Genomic DNA, 20,341 nt, shown 5'->3' with positions numbered 1-20,341 from the left:
CTAAGCTTTCTGCCTTGGTCTGCCTGCTGCAATTGCGACCACCACAACCGCCATACCGATAAGTTGGATGACATCCAGAGTTTCATCAAACAGAAAGTAGCTCTCAATTGCTGCTGCCACTGGGGTCAGGTAGAACAAGGTTGCGGTTGTCGAAGCGGCTCCATGTTGGAGCAGGTACATGAGCAGTAAGACAGCGCCGATCGACAGCACAATGACCAACCAAGCCAGTGCGAAGATGAAGTCTCCAGACCATGTGATTACCCAGGACTCTGTGAATGACAGAGGCAGCGCGATGAGTAGAGCTCCGAAATACTGGTAAAACGTGCCCGTCACCAAATCTGTGTTGGTAGGCTGTCGTTTCTGTAACGCTGTGCCAAACGCAATGCCAAGAGTAGCTCCAAACGCTGCTGGCACCGTCCATAGAGGTATTTGAGATAGGCCAGTGCCAAGTTTTGGCAGGATTACCAGTACGATACCTCCAAACCCGGCTGCAAGACCCAGCCATTGGCGGGGCGTGACATCCTCTTTGAGCAGGAAATAGGCGAGGGTGCCTGTAATAAATGGCTGAAGGCCTGTTACCAGAGCCGTCACACCTGCTGGCATGCCATTGGCGATAGCCCAAAATACTCCAGACAGATAAACACCGTGGACGAGCATACCTGTTGTAATCGCATGAATGAGTTGATGCCTGGTGAGTGCAAAGCTTCTTCCGCTCATCCAAACAACAGCGCCCATCAACGGCAGTACGATGAGAAAACGCAGACTCAAAAAAGCAAAGGGTTCTGAATAGGGAGCACCTAAGCGTGCACCGATAAACCCGGTGGACCAAAGTAAGACGAAAATGACGGGTGTTAGTTTGATGATATTAGACAATGAGTTAGCTTATTTTTCTGTGCCAAGAAGCTATGACGCTGATTGGGTTAAGTTACAATGTTAGTTGTTTTGAGCATTCTTTGTAATCTTTAAACGATTTGTGCTTATACCTGCGAGCAGTAAATAAAAATACTGATGGTAATATTATCGGTTGAGGGGTCTCCGATGCGTTTTGATTGGAAACGAATTATTGCAGTATCGCGCAGTGGCATTTTTGCAATCACGCGTAATACAAGTATTCGGCTTAGAGCGATTTTGCTGGGAGTGATGACGCTCGTCGGGTTTGGGGCTGTCGGCATTGTTTTTATGTGGGGCCAGCAGCAGACAGAAATCGCATTTCAGCAATCTAAAGAATATACTGAGCTTGCTGAATTGAGCCAAAACATTGCGATTACGGCTGGCGTTTTGCAAGCCACGCAGAAGAGTTATGAGAATACGCCAAGCGACAGTTTGAAAAGTCGTTTTGATACGCTCATTCGGAATGCGCAAACGGAACTCGACGAGTTGAATGCGCTGCCTGTTGCGATGGACTATTTCCTTGAAATTGCAGATGCACGCGACACGATTGATGCGATCAGCGGTGCGTTTGGGATGTTACACGGATACCAGTCCACGCTTGGATATGATGCAGACCATGGTTTGCAGAAAAAGCTATCTTCTGCGCTGTTCCAAGCTGAGGCAGCGGTTAAACAAAAGCACAGACGCAGCAAAGACCCCAATACGCTGAAACTGATGCATAGCTTTAGCGATCTGGCGCGTGCTCAGTTTGATTTTGCAATCAGTGGAAGTGACAATGCGCTGGGAACGTTTGAGGTTACGTTCTCTCGTTTTGAGCGCACGCTCCCTCGGGCTGAAATTGATCCAGCTGTCGCTGAAGTGGTTAAAACCAATATTGCAGCCTACAAAAAGGCGTTTGAGGCATATACCAAGGCCTATGATAAGCGCGCGACAAGCTCCGAGTTGCTCGCAAATCTGTTTGATCTTTTGCCACCACGCTTGGCAGAGTTGAAGAACTCAGCGATCCAGGGTGAGGTTGATGCACAGGCGGCTCTGGTCGAAACACGACAGCAAACCAACTTCTACCTAGGCGTGGTTGTTGCTGGTTTTTCATTGACCCTGTTTCTTCTTGGTTCTGCGCTCGTTATTGGAATTCTTCGAAACCTCAATGCGCTGCGTTATGCAATGTCGCTTTTGGCGAAGAATGACTTGTCCGCAGTGATCCCTCTCAATAAAGGCGGACGAGAAATCTCTGCGATGGCGCGGACGCTTCAAGTGTTTCGCGACAATATTGAAGAGCGTCATAAACTGCGTGAGCAACAAGACAGCGAGAATGCAGAGAAACATGCGCGTGCTGAGCAGGTCGATAGCCTGATCATCGGGTTTGAGAAAACTGTTGCGGAGGCTCTTAACAATCTGCATTCGGCCGCAGACGGTCTTGGTGAAGCGTCTAACGATGTAGGCACCGCTGCGGACAATGTTTCCAAAGAGGCTGAATCTGCAAGCCGCGCCGTTGAAAATGCAACGGAAAATGTTTCTAGCGCGTCGGCAGCCACGGAAGAGCTGGCAATGTCCATTAATGATATTGCAGGACAGGCAGAGCAATCCACTCGTGTTGCAAGTCGTGCCGTGGAGGGCTCCAAGGCGACAGCTGAAACGATGAACTTGCTTAGCGCGGCTGCAAACCGCATTGGCGAGGCTGTGGGGCTTATTCGCGATATTGCGAATCAGACGAACCTTCTTGCGTTGAACGCTACCATTGAAGCAGCTCGTGCGGGTGAGCATGGCAAGGGCTTCGCGGTCGTGGCTTCTGAGGTCAAGATTCTGGCGAACCAAACCTCACAGGCAACGGAAGAGATCGCACAGCAAGTTGGGTCTATTCAGGAGGCTTCTGCTGAAGCTGTTGGAGCGATTGGCGACGTTAGCGACGTTATTAATGAGATGAACCAGATCGCTTCTGCGGTAGCAGCATCTGTAGAACAACAAAATGCTGCCATCCAGGCCATTACAGAGAATGTAACAAATGCAACGCAGAGTTCCCAAAAGGGCGCAGATGCGATGCAGATGGTTGAAAGTGCGTCTGAAAATGCACGAAGTACGGGTGGAACAGTTTCTGATCTTGCAGATACCCTCTCAACCCAAGCTGATCACATCAACAACACGGTTGGTGCATTCCTTGGAAAAGTCCGCGCCGCCTAAAGATTGTCACGAATTACCGTTTTAAATGTGGCGCTTGCCACTGGTTTTTGCCGGTGTTAAGCGCCACATTGCTGTTGGGCATGGGTTTTATCAAGCAAAGCAAACAGCGCAGACCTGTTGAGTTGTTTTTCTGCGCTAATACGGGTTTTGAAAATGACGAATAAGATTGTTGTTGTGGGCGCGGGGCAGGCAGGTGTGCAGGCTGCGCAAACACTCAGGCAAAAGGGTTATAAAGGTAAACTGGTGGTCTTGGGTAACGAACCGCAACCACCTTATCAACGCCCGCCGCTGTCCAAGAAATTTCTCCGCGGAGAAGTGGAACCAGATGCGCTGTTTATTCGTCCTGAGGCCTTTTACGAGCTGCATAATATTGATTTGATGCTTAATGCTCATGTGAATCATATCGATCTTGGCAAAAAGAGCCTTCGCCTTTCTGGTGGCGAAGAAGTGCAGTGGGACAAATTGTTGCTTGCAACAGGAACGCGTGCACGTGATTTGCCGCTTCCTGGGGCCGACCTTGATGGCGTTGTTACGCTGCGCTCCATTGCAGATGTTGAGCTGATGAAGCAGCTTTTTTTGCCCGGCAAAAAGCTGGTTGTTATTGGTGGTGGGTATATTGGCCTGGAAGTAGCTGCGGTTGCACGTTCTATGGGGCTGGATGTTGTTGTTCTTGAAGCTCAGGAACGGTTGCTCAAGCGCGTTGTCTCTCCTGACCTTTCCGCTTTCTTTCATAGCCTGCATGAAGAGCGCGGCGTGGAATTGCATTGCGGTACTGGCGTAACCAGCATTGAAGGCGTTAGCGGTAAGGTTTCTTCTGTCAAGCTTGCCGATGGACGAGAATTGCCTTGTGATATGGTGCTTTCTGCGGTCGGTGCTGTGCCAAACTCTGAACTTGCTGCTGCGGCGGGATTAGAGGTCGATGACGGTATCATCGTTGACGGAGCAGGGCAGACTTCCCACGAAGATGTTTATGCTTGCGGAGACTGTGTCCGGTTCTTCTCAGAGCGATATGGCCGAAGCATTCGATTAGAGAGCGTCCAGAACGCGATTGATCAGGCAAAGGCTGCCGCGCATGCATTGACTGATCCAGACAATGACCACAGTCATGATTATGACCCGTTGCCTTGGTTCTGGTCTGATCAGCATCATATCAAACTGCAAATTGCTGGGCTTTCAAACGGTTATGATGAGGCTGTTTTGGTTGGCGATACGTCTGCGGACAGTTTTTATGTCGCTTATCTGGCGAAAGGGAAACTGATTGCGGTCGATAGTGTCAATCATCCACGCTCTCATATGATGGCCCGCCGGGTTATCGGGCAAGAGTGGAAAGAAGGCTTGTTGCCACCTGCTTGAGTCGTTGTTTTTTGGAGCGCGTCGCTGTTATGGCGACACGCTCTGAAATCTCTAAAGGCAGGAGTTCCTTTTCAGAGACACGCCTTAACGGATATTTTCTAAAATAAGACGGATGACGTCCTGCGGAATTTCCATATGAACCATATGGCCAACGCCGTCGAATACATGGCAGGCCACTGGCCCCGGCAATTTGTGGCATTGGCGGGTCGGCAGGATTTTGTCCTGAGTGCCCCAAACCACTTTGATTGGCATTGGTAACTCAGCAAGTTTTTCGGTTGGCAGAACACCCTGACGGTCGCCCTCCAAAATGAGCTCTGCAACGGCTTTCAATGCTTCAGACGCGCCAGGTGTGGCGCGTTGTGTTGCAACGTATTCTGCTAGCTTTTTGGGAAGTTTAAATTCCAGTCCCACAAACTGTTCCAACAGCACTTGCTGGCCCGCCTCAGTGTGTGTTGTCGCGTAGCGACGCAGCAGCTTGGCGTTGATTTCTGGACCGAAACCGCCGGGAGCCAGCAGAGTGAGACTTGCGATGCGTTCTGGACTGCGCATTGCAATGAGGCTGGCAATTGCGCCGCCCATGCTGTGACCGACCAAATGCACCTTGTCGAGTTTTAAGGCATCCAGCGATTTTGTGATGGCTTTGGCTGAACCAACTGCATTGCTAGGTGCAAAATTGGCGAGCGCCCGCCCGTGTGCTGGCAAGTCAAACGCGATTGTCCTGCGTGTGTTTTCCATCTGAGTTTGAAGATTGCGCCATGTGCTGGCGTCGGCTCCAAAGCCATGGATGAAGATTACAGGTTCTGCGCTTTCAGGGCCAAAGGCGGTGAAAGGCAGGCAGGTTACATCTTGGATACTATCGATATTCATATAAGGCCTCCCATTGGGCGTATTATATGACCCTTTCATTGGGAGGTTTACCTGTGACTTAGGCTAAGACAATATTTTTATCAGTATAAAAACGGATGAACTTGGGAGAAAATGTTGTCTAGGCTCATAAAATTTCACGAAAATGGAATAATTGACTCGATTAAGTGCGGTTTTGCTTGGATATCGTTGATCAGATGTTGATAATGAGTCGCAATTTGAAACATATGTAAGTTGATAACCCCGAAAAAGGATTTGTTTCTCGGGGCTGATTTATTTTTTAGATTCGAAAGGTCCCGCAGGGGTGGGGGCCATCGCCAATTTCAGGGGGTGATTATGCGAGGACTACTTCGCAAGGGAATATTTGCTGTTTTTTGTACCTTGGTTAGCATTGTGTTTGTAGCACCTGCAAGCGCGGGTAAGCTGTGGAATCCAAGCACACGCCAATGGGACGTTTTCCCGGATCCGCCTGGCATGGCATCAAGTATGGCGCGCAGTAAATACAAGCGTAAGCTGATGCGGTATCGCACCAAGGAAGAGCCGGGCACCATTATCATTGATACTGATAAGCGTTTTCTCTACCACGTTCAGGAGAACGGTAAGGCGATGCGCTATGGTATTGGCGTAGGTCGCGAAGGCTTCGAGTGGAATGGTACTGAGCGTATTACGCGTAAAGCGAAGTGGCCAGGCTGGACACCACCTGAGGAAATGCGTCGACGTGAGGCGAAACAAGGTCGCACTCTACCGCGTTACATGAAGGGTGGCCCGGAAAATCCACTTGGCGCACGTGCTTTGTACTTAGGCGCAACGATTTACCGTATTCATGGAACCACCGAGGACTGGAGCATTGGGCGGGCTGTTTCGTCCGGTTGTATCCGTATGTTCAACGACGATGTTTCCTACCTTTACGATCAAGTAGATATCGGAGCTAAGGTCGTCGTCAATTAAATTGGCGCATGATTTCAGCAACAAGAAACCCGGGGTGACCCGGGTTTTTTTATGCCGTTTTGCAAGGTGCGACTAACTTCTTTGGTGCGTCAATACACTGGCTCAAGCCAAATTATGCTTTAGTGATAACCATCTGAGACGGGGCGACAACATCCTTTAAGCTCGACTGGCTTTTGTCCTGTTTGGGTGATGGTTGCTACGGCTTCACCCCACACAAAGGAATCGAGAGGCGTGTAGGTACACTGCTTTGCGGTGATGGTCATCTTGAGGTTAAATGTCTCATCCTCTGCTGTTAATAGCGTTGCACTCTCGTCTTTTTTTGATTCCACAGCCTTGAGCGGGGCACGGTGGAGCAGTCCTGCTATGTTGGAATAGGTGACGGTATTAGAGTTCCACTCTATGCTCCAGGATGGCTCTGTACCTCCGCATACTCCCAGTACCGGCAGGTCTGTTCCTGCAAATGGGATCGGCTTTGCTGGCGTTAGTTTGTCTGCATGAACCCAGCCCTCAATTTCACCAAGGCTTACTTTTTGCCACAGTATATCGCCGGCTTCCTTTTCCTCACCGTCAGAGTTGAGAATGGTGTCTCCTGGTAGCTGAACAATGACGGCAGCATCTGTTGAAGCATCATCATAGATCGGAAGCTGTGCGCCTAAGCTTTGATCAACCTGGCGGTAGTACCCGGGAGAGACATGGCGCAGTTGCGGGGCCGCTGTTTCGTCAGGAGATTCTTTAGCGCGAGGTGCTTGTGTTTCCTGCTGATTGGCAGGAGGCTCTGATTGTGCTGATACAGGGGAGGCGGGCATGCCAATGAATAGCGCGAGAACGTATGCGCTTGGCAGGTAATGGCGACTTGTAATCTTGACGAAGACTGAGGCCATCTAATGCTCCTGAGCGCCGGGATATAGAGAACCCGGTTTTGTTTTTAAGAAGTATACCGAAGTTTTGCCTAGGAAGTCTTAAGCCGGGAGCAGGGGGATGTGACCATATAAAAAAGGGCCGCCGAAGCAGCCCTTTTAATGAAAGCAGTTTATCTGGAAACTGGATCTGCCAACTGTCTTACAAGCCATGTTTCATAACGGCATCCTAACAGAATACAGGAAGCGTTTTGGCGCATGTGCTTTAAAAAACCTTATGTTGGATCAGACGAGTGCTCCATGGCAATGCTTGTATTTTTTACCAGAGCCACATGGACAAGGTTCGTTACGGCCAACGCGTCCCCATGTTTCCGGATCGCCAGCATCACGCCCTGTTGGAGCGGCAGCTGCACGTGCTTCTGTCAGCTGACGATCTGCTTCAGCCATCTCATCTTCACCAGTTAATGGGTTGGTGTGATGAGCCTCCATGTGAGCTGGCATTTGCGGCGTTTCTGGTGCCTGCTGCTGAACCAACTCAACATGCATCAGCTGTGATGTTGTGGTCTGGCGCAGTGTGCTGAGCATATTTTCAAAGAGAGTGAAGGACTCTGTCTTATACTCTTGAAGCGGGTCACGCTGTGCGTAGCCACGCAGGCCAACAGCTGAGCGCAGGTGATCAAGGTTCGCCAAGTGCTCACGCCACAAGTTATCGATGGTCTGCAGAAGAACTGCACGTTCGATCTGGCGCATGACGTCAGGGCCGTAGTTAGCAGCCTTGCTCGCCATTACTTCGTTGGCTTCCTTTTTCAGACGAGAGGTAACTTCCTCGTCCGCGATACCTTCCTCGTTTGCCCAGTCCATGATCGGGAGTTCAAGGTTCAGTTTTGTCCGTGCTTCTTCCTGAAGGCCTTCAGTATTCCACTGTTCAGGATAAGCGCGCTCTGGAATATGTGCTGCGACGAGATCTTCGACGAACTCTTCGCGCATTTCCACAACGGCTTCCTGCGTTACTTCAGGGTCCATCATTTCAAGTCGCTGATCAAAGACCACTTTACGTTGGTCGTTCATCACGTCGTCAAATTTCAGCAGGTTCTTACGGATATCAAAGTTACGTGCTTCGACCTTCTGCTGAGCTTTCTCGAGTGCTTTATTGATCCAGGAGTGAACAATGGCCTCTCCTTCCTTCAAACCAAGCTTTTGGAGCATGGAATCCATGCGCTCAGAGCCGAAGATGCGCATCAGGTCATCTTGCAGCGAGAGGAAGAATTTAGAGTGCCCAGGATCGCCCTGACGGCCAGAACGGCCACGCAGCTGGTTATCAATGCGGCGGCTTTCATGACGTTCGGTTGCTACAACGTAGAGACCACCTGCCTTGATAGCTTTTTGCTTTAGTTTTTCAACTTCAGCTTTAATGGCAGCTTCTTGAGCCGTGCGTTTATCGCCTTCAGGCATATCGCCCAGTTCGGTGGCGATACGCATCTCAACGTTGCCGCCCAGCTGGATATCTGTACCACGACCAGCCATGTTGGTTGCAATGGTCACCGCGCCAGGCACGCCTGCCTGTGCAATGATGGTTGCTTCCTGCTCATGGTAGCGCGCGTTCAGCACTGCAAAGACTTTCTCTTTGCCTGCAGTAAGCGCATAGTCGGCCAAAGCTTGCGGGTCGGAAACATCGATCTGCTTGTAGCCATGCTTGAGCAGCAGTTCTGCAAGGAGCTCGGATTTTTCGATGGACGTAGTGCCGACCAGAACCGGCTGACCGCGCTCATGACAATCATCTACCAGTTCCATGATCGCATTGTATTTCTCAGCGACGGTGCGGTAAACCTCATCGTCATCATCGATACGCAGCACAGGAACATTGGTTGGGATGTCAACAACATCCAAACTGTAAATGTCCATGAACTCTTCAGCTTCAGTCATTGCTGTACCGGTCATGCCAGCCAGCTTGTCGTACATGCGGAAGTAGTTCTGGAAGGTGATAGAGGCGAGTGTCTGGTTCTCTGGCTGGATCGAAACTTGCTCTTTAGCTTCCAACGCTTGGTGGAGGCCCTCAGAGAAACGACGACCTGGCATCATACGGCCAGTAAACTCATCGATGATGACAACTTCATCATCGCGGACAATATAATCTTTGTCGCGCTGGAAGAGTTTGTGGGCTTTCAGGCCCTGTTGCAAATGGTGAACTGCTGTAACGTTTTCCACATCATACAGCGAATCACCCTTCAGAAGTCCAGCTTCAGACAAGAGTTGCTCTAGCTTCTCGTTACCTTCTTCAGTGAAGGTCGCGGAGCGGGCTTTCTCGTCCAGCTCGAAATCTTCGTCGGCGAGCTTTGGGATGTAGGCATCGATTGAATTGTAGAAATCGGTGCGGTCTTCCAAAGGACCTGAGATGATGAGTGGCGTACGCGCTTCATCGACAAGAATGGAGTCGACCTCATCGACGATCGCAAAATGGTGCGGTCGCTGAACCATAGACTCGCGATCATACTTCATGTTGTCACGAAGATAATCAAAGCCGAATTCGTTGTTCGTTCCGTAGGTAACGTCGGCAGCGTAGGCTGCCTTGCGCTCTTCGTCGGTGACACCGTGCACAATCAGGCCGGTTGTCAGGCCCAGGAAGCGGTAAACCTGGCCCATCCATTCAACGTCACGAGAGGCAAGGTAGTCGTTCACTGTTACGACGTGAACACCCTTACCAGTCAAGGCGTTTAGGTAGACGGGTGCGGTTGCCACAAGGGTTTTACCTTCACCGGTCCGCATTTCTGTGATTTCGCCAGCATGGAGAACCATACCGCCGATAAGCTGCACATCATACTGGCGTAGGCCAAGAACACGACGAGATGCCTCACGCACGACTGCAAAGGCCGGGACCAAAAGGTCGTCCAGTTTTGCACCGTTTGCAAGTTGCTCACGGAACTCGTCCGTTTTGGCTCTCAGCTGTTCATCAGTCAGAGCTTCCATCTCTGGCTCTAAAGCATTGATCGTGTCTACTTTAGGCCTGATTGTCTTGATCCGACGGTCGTTAGCTGAACCAAATATTTTTCGAGCGAGTGCGCCGAGTCCCACCATGTGGCGGTCCTTCCTGTTTTGGGCGCGCCGGTTTTTTCACGTCGCGGCCGGGCCCTAAAAAACTTCACATTCGTGATCTATCCAGTCAAAACTCGGTGGTTCTGACATGAGTCACTGCATATTAAGCACCTGCGCGTAAAAAAGCAGGCGACAGAGAGATAAGAGTGGGCTCTAAGGTTGTCAACGGCAGTTGCCGTCGCAACATAAAGCTTTGTTGTTTTGCAACTCTTTTTAAACTCTCCATAAACAGGAAAGAAAGAGATCGAATGCTTCGTAAATTTACAAGGTTTCTCGGTGGGTCCGTTGCAGTTGCCGCACTGGTTGTGGGTCTGAATGTTGCTCAGGCTCAGGATGCAGATACTGCTCCAGATCTGAACAAGCCAGTTGCGAAGGTTGGGAACAGCGTTATTACTGAAGCAGATCTTGCTTTTGCTGCACAAGATTATGCGCAGCAGCTGCAGCGCGTTCCGCCAACTGAATGGCGCAAGGTTTTGACCGACGTGCTTGTAGAGATGAAGCTGCTTGCAGATGCAGGTGAGGCAGAGAAACTCTCAGAAACTGATGACTTTAAACGCTTAATGGCTTTTGAGCGTATGCGTGCTCTGCGCAATGCATATTTCCAGAAAAACATTCAAAGCACGATTACCGAGGATGAAGTTAAGGCGGCTTACGACGCTAAGTATGCCAATTTCCAAGGTACTCCAGAGGTTCATGCTGCTCACATTCTTGTGAAGACTGAGGATGAAGCACGCGACATTATCAAACAGCTTGAAGGTGGAGCGGACTTTGCAGAGCTTGCGAAGGAAAAATCCACTGGTCCTTCCGGCCCGAACGGTGGTGACCTTGGCTTCTTTGGAAAAGGCCAGATGGTTCCTGAGTTTGAAAAAGCTGCGTATGATCTGAAGCCAGGTGAGTTCACAAAGGAACCTGTGCAAACACAGTTCGGTTACCATGTCATCCTGAACAAGGAGACACGTACACAGCCAGCGCCAACCTTCGATGCCGTTGAAGGTCAGCTGCGCCAAGAACTGGTTTTAGCTAAGTTCAGCACAGTGCTTGAAGAGCTGAAAGCAAAGAACACTGTGGAAATCATTGGTGCTGATGCTGACCAGCCAAAGCCTGAGGAAAGCAAGTAATTCGCACCTAGCGAATAGCTCTGCTGATTATTGAAATAAAACACCTTGTTTTTGTAGCCTCGGATGGCATAGGCCTTCCGAGGCTACTTTTTTGTAAAAGCATTGTTTTCTTCGGGGGGTTCTTATGACCGCAACACTTTCTCCATTGGCTCCTGTATCCTATCCAGAGCTTCCAGCGCTTAAGGGTGTTCGTTTGGCGACCGCGGCAGCTGGGTTGAAATATGAGGGACGTACCGATGTCCTTTTGGCGGTATTTGACGAACCAGCGCAAATTGCAGGTGTGTTTACGACGTCTAAATGTACGAGCGCTCCCGTTGATTGGTGTAAGCAAAAGCTCTCAAAGGGCGTTGCGCGGGCGATCATGGTCAATTCCGGAAATGCGAATGCTTTTACAGGCAAGAAAGGGACGGCCTCAGTGGAGCTTTCCGCTGATATTCTTTCACAGGCGACAGGGTTTTCTGTCGAAGAGATTTACCTTGCTTCTACCGGTGTGATTGGAGAGCCGCTGCCAGCGGAGAAATTTGCAGGTGTTGCTGATGGTTTGGTTGCCGATGCAGTGCCAGATAAGTGGATGGATGCTGCCAAAGCAATCATGACGACCGACACCTATCCCAAATTGAGCACGCGCACTGTAAAGCTGGGAGAGACCGCGGTCACATTGAACGGAATTGCCAAAGGTGCGGGTATGATTGCACCCGATATGGCAACGATGCTCGGCTTTCTTTTTACTGATGCTGCCATCAAGGCTCCAGTGCTGCAACAACTGCTTTCTGAATGTGTCAGCGGTTCATTTAACTCCATCACGGTTGATAGCGACACGTCCACGTCTGACACTGTGCTTCTTGCAGCAACAGGTGGTGCAGGCGGGGGCGACTGGATTGATGATGTGACGGATCCGCGCTTGTCTGACTTCCGTGATGCCTTGTCGGACATGATGCTTGAACTAGCTCAGATGATCGTACGTGACGGTGAGGGCGCTACCAAGTTTGTTGAAGTGCAGGTGGAGAGCGCTGAGAGTGATCTTTCGGCAAAGCGTATCGCAATGGCGATTGCAAACTCTCCCTTGATGAAGACCGCGTTTTCAGGCGAGGATGCGAACTGGGGCCGTGTTGTTATGGCAGTCGGGAAAGCTGGAGAGCCAGCAGACCGGGATAAACTGGAAATCTGGTTTGGAGATATCCGTGTTGCGGTTGAAGGAGAGCGCGATCCTGATTACAGCGAAGAAGACGCTTCTGCGGTCATGAAAAAAGCCGAGATCACTTTGAAAGTAGGGCTTGGTCTTGGACAGGGCCGCGCAAACGTGTGGACTTGTGATCTCACGAAGGAATATGTGGCAATCAATGGTGACTACAGAAGTTAAGAGGGTTCAACCTCGTCAACCTAAGTGCGATATGGAAACATTGTACAGGCTGGAGCAGGCAAATATAAATTGCTTTCCCAGCCTCATGGCGCACCATGATGGAAGCTGGATTTCCCGGATCTCTCCGGGGAGCAGTGCGCGCAGAAATAACTCTTTGAACTTCTACGATACCAATGATTGCGATGAGGCAGAAAGCCGATTAAATGCTGCTCGTATGCGCTTTAAACGGCTCGGTTCCAAGTTTCATGTGCGCTGGACACCGCTGGTTCCTCAGGATGTAGATCAAGTGCTCGACGCTCAAAAATATACGCGGATCGATGAAACTCAGGTGCTTAGCCGGTCTATATGGGGGCTTGGTGATACTGAGGTGCCTGAAGGGTTTCAACTGACCAGAGTTCCGTTGGATGAGTGGATCTATAAGTTTGCTCAGGCATCCGGGGCTGATGGCGGCGCTCCGCTGAGTAGTGCTCACCAAGCATTGCTTGAGGTATTGTCCAAAGTGACCGTTGAGCTGCTGGGTCTTGTCCTTGAAACGCATGAGGGTACACCTGCTGCAGCTTTGCTTGGCGTGATTGATGGTGACATGCTCGGCATCTTTGATGTTGTGACGCGGGATGAATACCGCCGACAAGGCCTGGCCTACACCCTGATGTGTGAAGTGCAGCGACTTGGCGCAGAAGCGGGAGCTGAAACTGCCTGGCTGCAGGTGGTGGCCGAGAATGCTGCTGCTTGCGCGCTGTATGAAGCTCTTGGCTATAGAGAAGCCTATGCTTACCACTACTGCCGGACTCCGCCTGACTTAATATAATCAGTAAAATTTCACAGCGAACCTTTGTTATGGTTTCTCAAAGGTTTTCAAAGTGTCCTTATTTGAGACGGAAAAAAGATGAAAATTGTTATGGTCGCGGCCTGCGCACTTATTGACGCGGACAACCGGATTTTGCTTGCTCAGCGTCCCGAAGGTAAATCAATGGCTGGTTTCTGGGAATTCCCTGGTGGCAAGCTGGAGGAAAATGAAACTCCAGAGGACTGTTTGATCCGTGAATTAACAGAGGAACTGGGAATTACGGTTAAAAAAGAGTGCCTTGCGCCTTTGAGTTTTGCTAGCCACACTTACGAAGATTTTCATTTGCTAATGCCACTTTACGTTTGCAGACGGTGGTCGGGTACACCTCACGGGGCAGAAGGGCAAAACCTTAAATGGGTACGTGCAGTTCGCTTGCGTGATTACGACATGCCACCAGCAGATGAACCGCTGATTCCACATCTAATCGACCTCGTGTCTTATTAGCCGGAGACTGCGGAAATAAGAGGCAAATAATGGCGTTGAGCAACCAAGCGTTTAAGTTTCAAAAAAGCGGTTTCACAATCGCCCACATGACAGAAGACGAACGCGGTGCTGCTGCAGTTGAATACGCCATTCTTGCAGGACTTATTGTTTTGGCAATTGTTGCTGCTGTGACGGCGATCGGGTCTGCTATTTCAGGCAACTTCGAGTTTCTCGCCGACACAATGTCTACAGTCATTTCCCAATAATCAGGATTTGATTTCTTTTGTGCCAAGCGCTTCGGCTAGGCTGTGCTTTGCTGACCCGGGCTTAAGGGGCTTTTGCTGGGATTCATGCGGTGCCCAGCCCGACAAAGATGCAAAGGTGAAGGTTGCTCGAATGCGACCGTCCGCGTCCGCATAATCCTGAGCATAGATTTCAGCAGCACGCAGAAAGACTTTTTTGCTGGTTGGGGCCTTTAAACGGTCATTGAGCGGATTTGTTGCTCCCATTGCACGCAAGTCTTTGATCAAATCAAACATAGTGTCGTATCTGACAGTAAGTCGATCAATGTCGGTCACTGGAAGCGCAAACTCAGCGCGCTGAAGAAGTCCGCCCAAATCTCTTGTGTCTGCAAACGGAATAACGCGCGGAGATACGCCTCCACTGACTTCCATTTCTGCCCGCATTAGACAATCGCGCAATTCTGCAAGGGTGTCAGTTCCTAGGAGCAGGCCAAGAAAGAGGCCATCTGGCTTTAGAGCGCGTTTGATTTGAATGAGGGCGCCTGGAAGATCGTCGAGCATTTGCAGGTTAAGGGCGCAAACGATCAGGTCCAAACTTTCCGGTGCAAATGGCAAAACCGCATCGTCCAGAACCAGGTCTGGTTTGGGCAGGTTAGGGTCGGCTGCAAATATATCGGCTCTCAGTAGTTTATTGACCTTACCCGATGCCTTTAGAGTTTCATAAATGTGACCGGTGTGCCCGCCAAGGTCCACACCACAGTCAAACTGCCTGCTGATGAAGTCCAGCCTGTCCTGCAAGTCAGCTGCTGCTGCCTTCATCAAGAAATCAGCACCATCTTGAGCTTTCGTCAAAGCGGCCATGCGCCGTTTTGCTATGAGTTGACGATCAAAGAGAATGTGTTCGCTCATTGGGGCGCCCTTGGCCAGCTGGTGCAGTGTGCACTCTTGGAAATAGTATCCCGATTGAACATGGGGTGATGTTCACAGGAGGTTTTGTTAGCTTAATCTGTCTGTAGGTATATACGGTGAGCCAGAATGGGCGACAAGTTATCTTCTTTGGAATGGTTGCCCGATACAGTGGATAGAGCCCCGCTCACTTCCGCCCCCCTTACAGCAAGGCTTGCATTTCCTCGTCGTTTTAAACAGGGGCTTCAACTGCTTTTGAATGCAGTTTTTCCGCATAGTTGCCCGGTTTGTGATGAGCTGGTTCAGAGCGATGGTGGGGTCTGTCTTTCCTGCTGGCAGACACTGGAACTGATTTCGGCGCCCTATTGCGAGCGGTTGGGTATTCCATTGCACTACGAGCTTGGCCCAAACGCCTGGAGTGCGGCGGCTCTTGTTAATCCGCCTGATTATGACCGGGCACGCGCCTCTGTTCTTTATAACGGGCCGGCCAAGGAGCTTGTTAAGCGGTTTAAGTTTTATGGCGAGATTAGATTATCGAAGCTCCTTGCAGTCTGTATGCTCAATGCAGCAACTGAGCTGTTGCAGTCTGATAGCATTCTTATCCCGGTTCCTTTGCACACGGCACGTTTGCGAGAGCGGACCTATAACCAGTCTGCTTTGCTTGCACGCGAAGTGGGGACGCGGTTGGATTGCCAGTTTATATTGAACGGCCTTTTCAGGACCAGACGCACCAATCAGCAGGTTGGCTTAAAGCGTGATGCAAGAACAGCCAATGTAAGAGGAGCATTTGCTGTGTCCGACGACTTCCTGCCAAATGTTTCCGGGGCAAATGTTGTGCTGGTTGATGATGTTTTGACCACAGGTGCAACTGTAGAAGAGTGTGCAAGGGTCTTGAAAGCAGCAGGTGCTGCACGAGTGGATGTACTCGTTTTTGCGCTGGTCGATCCAGACAAGGTAAGTGAGTATAGTGACTGACTAGCTGTTGAGTTGAGTAGCAGACTTTACAGCATCGCTATGAGATTAACTTGAGTTGGGGTGGGCTTGCGGTTTATTCGGGGGTGATCCATATAAGCTTCAGTTATGATGGCTGAATTGCATTGGCCTTCGATGAGTATCCAAAGGACAAAAAAATATGGCTCAAGTTACAATCTACACCCGTGACATGTGCGGTTACTGTGCTCGTGCAAAGAAGCTTCTTGATGAAAAGGGCGTTGATTATAAAGAGTTCAACTACAGCGAAGATCCAACGATCCGTAAGGAAATGATTGCCAAGTCCAATGGATCAAATACCTTCCCTCAGGTCTTTATCGGGTCGGAGCATATTGGTGGCTGTGATGACCTGTTTGCGCTTGAGCGTCGTGGGCATTTGGATGGTCTGCTGAACGCTGATATTTAAAGAAGCTTAGAAAGCCTTTTCGTGACGTGGCTTTGAAAGTGAGTGATGATGACAAGTTTTGTGGCTGCATGTGTCCAGATGAGGACCGGCATAAACCCGCTCGAGAACCTTGAGGTCTGCGAGGCGCTGATCAAAGATGCAGCTGCTGAAGGTGCAACTTATATACAGACGCCTGAGATGACCAATGTTTTGGAACGTAGCCGCAAAGCCCAACTGGCGGCGTCCAATTTTGAAGCTGATGATCCATTTTTGGAGCGGCTTGGTGCGCTTGCTCAAGAGTTGAATGTCTGGCTTCACATTGGTTCAATGGCAATCCGCCTAGAGGGTGAAAGGCTTGCCAACCGTGGTTTCCTGATTTCACCTCTTGGTGAGATTGTCGCTCGTTACGATAAGATTCATATGTTCGATGTGGATCTGCCCAATGGAGAAAGCTGGCGCGAGTCTGAAAGCTATAGCGCTGGTGGAGTTTCTCCGGTCATTGATATGGGGGCGGTGAAGCTTGGAATGGCAATTTGCTATGATATTCGTCAGCCAGCGATTTTCCGAGAGCAATCAAAGGTTGGGGCCCAAGTGCTGACCGCACCTGCTGCCTTTACCAAGCAAACCGGTGAAGCGCATTGGCATGTTTTACAAAGAGCGCGTGCGATTGAAAACGGGGCGTTTGTCGTCACTGCCGCACAAGGTGGCGTTCATGAAGATGGACGTCATACATATGGCCATAGCTTAATGGTTGACCCTTGGGGGCAGGTGATTGCGGAGTTAGACCACGATGAGCCAGGTATTTTGATTGGCGAACTGGATATGGCAAAAGTTGGTGAGGCGCGCCAACGGATTCCAGCCATCGAGAATGCACGTGACTTTCTGGTGGCCACTGTTTCCGTTCGTGGGGAGATGGTCAGTTGATTAATTATTCGCTTGCCTGTGATAACGGGCATGAGTTTGATGGCTGGTTTCGTAATTCCGGTGACTACGACAAGCAAAAAGAGCTGGGTCTGGTAACTTGCCCTTATTGCGACAGCTCTGCCGTTCAAAAACGCCTCATGGCTCCCAATGTTTCAACGGCGCGAAGCAAGGTAAAGGCACAAGCTGAACGTCAAGTGGCGCAAGCTGTTGCCGCTGTTCAAGCAAAGGCCACTGAAAGTGCCAATGCTCCAAGCCAGCCAAAGCCCACCAATGATGCCTCAATAAGCTCTGAGCAACCCGTCGCGAGACCAGCTACAGCGGTAGACCTGCAGAAAGTTCCTGAGAAGGCCAAGGAGCTGGTGGAGGCCCTGCGAGAATTTCGTAAGCAAGTGGTATCTAACTCCGAATACGTTGGAGATAAATTTGCCGAGGAAGCTCGCAAAATTCACTATGGTGAAAGCGAAGAGCGTGGAATCTATGGTGAAACTTCCCCGGACGATGCACAGGAGCTTATCGAAGAGGGAATTGACCTCATGCAGCTTCCAGTGTTGCCAGAGGACAGAAACTGATCTGATACTGCAGTTCTAGTCAGCAACCAAAAGGCGCTTCTTCAGGAATGCGCCTTTTTATTTGGCTGGCTACTCAGGCAGTAACCCCTTTGCCGCCAGAGGCTTGTGACGTAGAGGGGGTATCTGTGTTTTTCTCGCGGCTGCGTGTCGGCGCTGATTTGCGCGGTGCTCTGCGTCTTGGCTTTGCTGGGGCCTTTGCAGTTTTGGCTTGAGCCATCGCCTTTAAGTCATCGATACTTGTAAGTGCGTCAGATGCTGCCTCTTGGGTTTTTGAGAGGGTGCCTTGCATTGTTGAGGACACTTGGCCCGCCTGACGTGAGCCCTCCTCATAACAATCCACAAAGGCCTGTTGCATGTATTTGCTTGCCAAGTGCGAGAATTCGATGCCTGTCGGGCAATTCCACATTTCCTGAACGAAATCCGTATTGGCTTTCATTCGTTTGCTCAGGAAGCTCATATTGGCGTTCAGTATTGCCTGACAATTTTCCAGCATTGCTTTGTTGTTGTATATCGCATTCTCCAACGCAGTACTGGATAATTGATCTCCACCTTGCGCCCAAAACCAGCCCTGCCATGGCAGTGAATCGGCCGCTACTGACCAGCGATCCATTGCTTCTTTTATATCTTTGTCGATGTTCAGCATGGTATTTCCTCCGGACTCCGATCAAAATCTCGGGCGGCGATTTAGGTTTTAAGACAACATTTTCCGAGCTATCAAGACGTTGGAAGAAGCTCGCGTGCCGATAACGTTCGCCATGAACCCTCTTGTTTATAGGCTAATTTTGTCAAAAGGATATTCTGGATTCTAAGGGATTTCAGCGGTTTTTTTCTGAAGATGCTGGTTAAAATTGAGTCAGCATGTTCAACGATTGATCCAGTCTTGAATGAGTTCGTTCGTGTGGGCTGGGTGTTCCAAGGGCGCTATGTGGCCACAGTGGGGGAGGATATGAAGCTCACTTTGAGTAATTGATTCATGCATCTCATAGCTCCTGTCCAGCGGGAGTAATTTATCATCAGCACCGGCCAGGATTATGGTGGGGCATTGAATTGAAGAGAGATTGGGGCGCTGATCGCGGCGATTAATGATCGCATGCTGTTGTTTTAGGTAGTTTTCTGCCCCAACTTCCTCCGCCATATCCACGATGGTCTGGCGCAATGTAATGTCTGTATGTCGTGCTGGATGAACCAGTTGGGTGTATTGGATGGCTGCGATTTTGTGATAGCCACCCTTCTTCACGATCTCCATTTGTGCTTGACGAAGCTGTGTTTGTGCAGGGAGATCAATCCGAGCATTTGTGCTGATCAATGCCAATCGGTCGACACGCTCAGGGGCAATTCGAATTGTCTCAAGAGCAATATAGCCGCCCATAGAATAGCCAGCCAGAGCGAATTTTTCTGGGGCGTGGTCCAGAAGGCGACGTGCCATCGCTTCAATCGTGTCTTGCCCAAAGGTCTCGGCAATCATGATTGCGTGTTCTTTTAGAGAGGCGATCTGGTGCGAGAATACGGCGCCGGTACAAGCGAGGCCGGGAATGAAAACGATGGTATTGGCAGGAGCTGTTACGGTCATCTTCATTCTCAGGCTGGATTAGAACTCGACTGCTATTCTGGCTTCCGAGCTATTACCATGTAGTTTACATTCAGATCGGTTGTTCTGGACCAGGTGTCTGTCAACGGATTGAAGCTTACGCCACAGCGTTCGTAGATATGCATGCCAGCTGCGTTGAGAGGGTGTTCCAGTTCTTCCGGGCGCACGAGCTTCTCATATTGGTGGGTGCCTTTGGGCAGCCAGCGGAGCACTGTTTCGGCTGCGACAATGGCAAGTGCATAGGCTTTGAGAGTTCTGTTGATAGTTGCAGTGAACATTAATCCACCGGGACGCACAAGATCTGCACAGGATTTCATGAACAGGGGAACATCGGCGACATGTTCAACAACTTCCATGTTAAGCACTATGTCGAATTGTTCACCTGCTTCTACTAAGGATTCAGCAGTTTGGGCACGGTAATCGATATCTAAACCTGATTGCTGTGCATGAAGTGTTGCTACCTTGATATTGGTTTCAGAAGCATCCGCTCCAACGACGGTTGCACCCATGCGTGCCATGGGTTCTGAGAGCAGGCCACCGCCACACCCAATATCTAAAATACGCAGTCCTTCTAATGCCTTAGGAGAATTTTCGTCCAGTTTGAAGTGGTCGCACGCATACTCTTTAATATAGGAGATACGTACTGGGCTGAATTTGTGGAGAGGACGAAACTTTCCAGTAGGATCCCACCATTCTGAGGCAATTGATGAGAAATGCGCAACTTCCGCTGGGTCGATTGTCGTTGGCGCCTGATTTTTGGCGGCGTTGCTTGGTTTTTGCGCTTCGTTCATAGCTCAACTCTCCACTT

At 50.1% G+C, this 20,341-nt stretch carries 20 protein-coding genes; 12 read left to right on the top strand and 8 right to left on the bottom strand.

Translation table 11 applies throughout. The features are described 5' to 3' along the window. Entirely contained in the window at positions 1-873 is an 873-nt protein-coding gene (locus tag BMZ51_RS05010) for a DMT family transporter (RefSeq protein ID WP_068008038.1), read from the bottom strand. 165 nt (positions 874-1,038) lie between these two features. Between BMZ51_RS05010 and BMZ51_RS05005 the strand changes: the two genes are divergently transcribed. Together BMZ51_RS05005 and BMZ51_RS05000 are read left to right on the top strand one after the other, a co-directional pair. Then, positions 1,039-3,069, top strand: a complete 2,031-nt coding sequence (locus BMZ51_RS05005; protein ID WP_068008036.1) for a methyl-accepting chemotaxis protein — start codon at positions 1,039-1,041, stop codon at positions 3,067-3,069. Between the two features lie 153 nt (positions 3,070-3,222). After that, positions 3,223-4,422 (top strand): NAD(P)/FAD-dependent oxidoreductase, encoded by a 1,200-nt coding sequence (locus tag BMZ51_RS05000; RefSeq protein ID WP_068008034.1) that lies wholly within the window; start codon positions 3,223-3,225, stop codon positions 4,420-4,422. Between the two features lie 84 nt (positions 4,423-4,506). Here the strand turns inward: BMZ51_RS05000 and BMZ51_RS04995 are convergent, their stop codons facing one another. Further along, on the bottom strand, positions 4,507-5,289 hold the full coding sequence (locus BMZ51_RS04995) for an alpha/beta fold hydrolase (protein ID WP_074881837.1): 783 nt from the start codon (positions 5,287-5,289) through the stop codon (positions 4,507-4,509). A 333-nt stretch (positions 5,290-5,622) separates the two neighbouring features. Between BMZ51_RS04995 and BMZ51_RS04990 the strand changes: the two genes are divergently transcribed. Further along, positions 5,623-6,234 (top strand): L,D-transpeptidase, encoded by a 612-nt coding sequence (locus BMZ51_RS04990; protein WP_068008562.1) that lies wholly within the window; start codon positions 5,623-5,625, stop codon positions 6,232-6,234. Positions 6,235-6,353: 119 nt separating this feature from the next. Here the strand turns inward: BMZ51_RS04990 and BMZ51_RS04985 are convergent, their stop codons facing one another. Both BMZ51_RS04985 and secA read right to left on the bottom strand, forming a co-directional pair. After that, positions 6,354-7,115 (bottom strand): SH3 domain-containing protein, encoded by a 762-nt coding sequence (locus BMZ51_RS04985; RefSeq protein ID WP_068008565.1) that lies wholly within the window; start codon positions 7,113-7,115, stop codon positions 6,354-6,356. Between the two features lie 261 nt (positions 7,116-7,376). After that, entirely contained in the window at positions 7,377-10,163 is a 2,787-nt protein-coding gene (gene secA / locus BMZ51_RS04980) for a preprotein translocase subunit SecA (protein WP_068008568.1), read from the bottom strand. Positions 10,164-10,429: 266 nt separating this feature from the next. Between secA and BMZ51_RS24475 the strand changes: the two genes are divergently transcribed. From BMZ51_RS24475 to BMZ51_RS04955, 5 genes are all read left to right on the top strand, one after another. Next, complete coding sequence (locus BMZ51_RS24475) at positions 10,430-11,299, top strand: peptidylprolyl isomerase (protein ID WP_068008572.1); 870 nt, start codon at positions 10,430-10,432, stop codon at positions 11,297-11,299. 124 nt (positions 11,300-11,423) lie between these two features. Beyond that, positions 11,424-12,659 (top strand): bifunctional glutamate N-acetyltransferase/amino-acid acetyltransferase ArgJ, encoded by a 1,236-nt coding sequence (argJ, locus tag BMZ51_RS04970; RefSeq protein WP_068008573.1) that lies wholly within the window; start codon positions 11,424-11,426, stop codon positions 12,657-12,659. A gap of 31 nt (positions 12,660-12,690) precedes the next feature. Continuing rightward, complete coding sequence (locus BMZ51_RS04965; RefSeq protein WP_208979306.1) at positions 12,691-13,467, top strand: GNAT family N-acetyltransferase; 777 nt, start codon at positions 12,691-12,693, stop codon at positions 13,465-13,467. Between the two features lie 78 nt (positions 13,468-13,545). Next, complete coding sequence (gene mutT, locus BMZ51_RS04960) at positions 13,546-13,950, top strand: 8-oxo-dGTP diphosphatase MutT (RefSeq protein WP_068008580.1); 405 nt, start codon at positions 13,546-13,548, stop codon at positions 13,948-13,950. 29 nt (positions 13,951-13,979) lie between these two features. After that, a complete protein-coding gene (locus BMZ51_RS04955) occupies positions 13,980-14,195 on the top strand; it encodes a Flp family type IVb pilin (protein WP_068008583.1) in 216 nt (71 codons plus the stop codon). Here BMZ51_RS04955 and BMZ51_RS04950 read toward each other — a convergent pair whose 3' ends face one another. Continuing rightward, positions 14,196-15,080 (bottom strand): methyltransferase domain-containing protein, encoded by an 885-nt coding sequence (locus tag BMZ51_RS04950; protein WP_068008585.1) that lies wholly within the window; start codon positions 15,078-15,080, stop codon positions 14,196-14,198. It lies immediately after the preceding gene. Positions 15,081-15,206: 126 nt separating this feature from the next. On the opposite strand from BMZ51_RS04950, the gene BMZ51_RS04945 reads away from it, so the two are divergent. The 4 genes from BMZ51_RS04945 (at position 15,207) to BMZ51_RS04930 (ending at position 17,945) form a co-directional block, all read left to right on the top strand. Then, complete coding sequence (locus BMZ51_RS04945) at positions 15,207-16,052, top strand: ComF family protein (protein ID WP_068008589.1); 846 nt, start codon at positions 15,207-15,209, stop codon at positions 16,050-16,052. A gap of 157 nt (positions 16,053-16,209) precedes the next feature. Beyond that, positions 16,210-16,473 (top strand): glutaredoxin 3, encoded by a 264-nt coding sequence (grxC, locus tag BMZ51_RS04940; RefSeq protein ID WP_068008591.1) that lies wholly within the window; start codon positions 16,210-16,212, stop codon positions 16,471-16,473. Positions 16,474-16,521: 48 nt separating this feature from the next. Further along, positions 16,522-17,376, top strand: coding sequence for a carbon-nitrogen hydrolase family protein (locus BMZ51_RS04935; protein WP_068008623.1), 855 nt, complete (start codon positions 16,522-16,524; stop codon positions 17,374-17,376). Then, positions 17,373-17,945, top strand: coding sequence for a DUF1178 family protein (locus tag BMZ51_RS04930; RefSeq protein ID WP_068008594.1), 573 nt, complete (start codon positions 17,373-17,375; stop codon positions 17,943-17,945). The genes BMZ51_RS04935 and BMZ51_RS04930 overlap by 4 nt, the downstream gene beginning before the upstream one ends. Positions 17,946-18,018: 73 nt before the next feature. Here the strand turns inward: BMZ51_RS04930 and BMZ51_RS04925 are convergent, their stop codons facing one another. The 3 genes from BMZ51_RS04925 to ubiG form a co-directional block, all read right to left on the bottom strand. Then, positions 18,019-18,588 carry a phasin family protein gene (locus BMZ51_RS04925; RefSeq protein WP_068008598.1) on the bottom strand — a complete coding sequence of 190 codons (570 nt, stop codon included), beginning with the start codon at positions 18,586-18,588 and terminating at the stop codon, positions 18,019-18,021. A gap of 219 nt (positions 18,589-18,807) precedes the next feature. Then, entirely contained in the window at positions 18,808-19,515 is a 708-nt protein-coding gene (locus tag BMZ51_RS04920; protein ID WP_074881834.1) for an alpha/beta fold hydrolase, read from the bottom strand. Between the two features lie 32 nt (positions 19,516-19,547). Further along, positions 19,548-20,324 (bottom strand): bifunctional 2-polyprenyl-6-hydroxyphenol methylase/3-demethylubiquinol 3-O-methyltransferase UbiG, encoded by a 777-nt coding sequence (ubiG, locus tag BMZ51_RS04915; protein WP_068008604.1) that lies wholly within the window; start codon positions 20,322-20,324, stop codon positions 19,548-19,550. Positions 20,325-20,341: the final 17 nt, after the last annotated feature.

Source organism: Pseudovibrio axinellae (assembly GCF_900110875.1).
Lineage (GTDB): Bacteria > Pseudomonadota > Alphaproteobacteria > Rhizobiales > Stappiaceae > Pseudovibrio > Pseudovibrio axinellae.
This window is presented reverse-complemented; position numbering and strand designations above follow the sequence as displayed.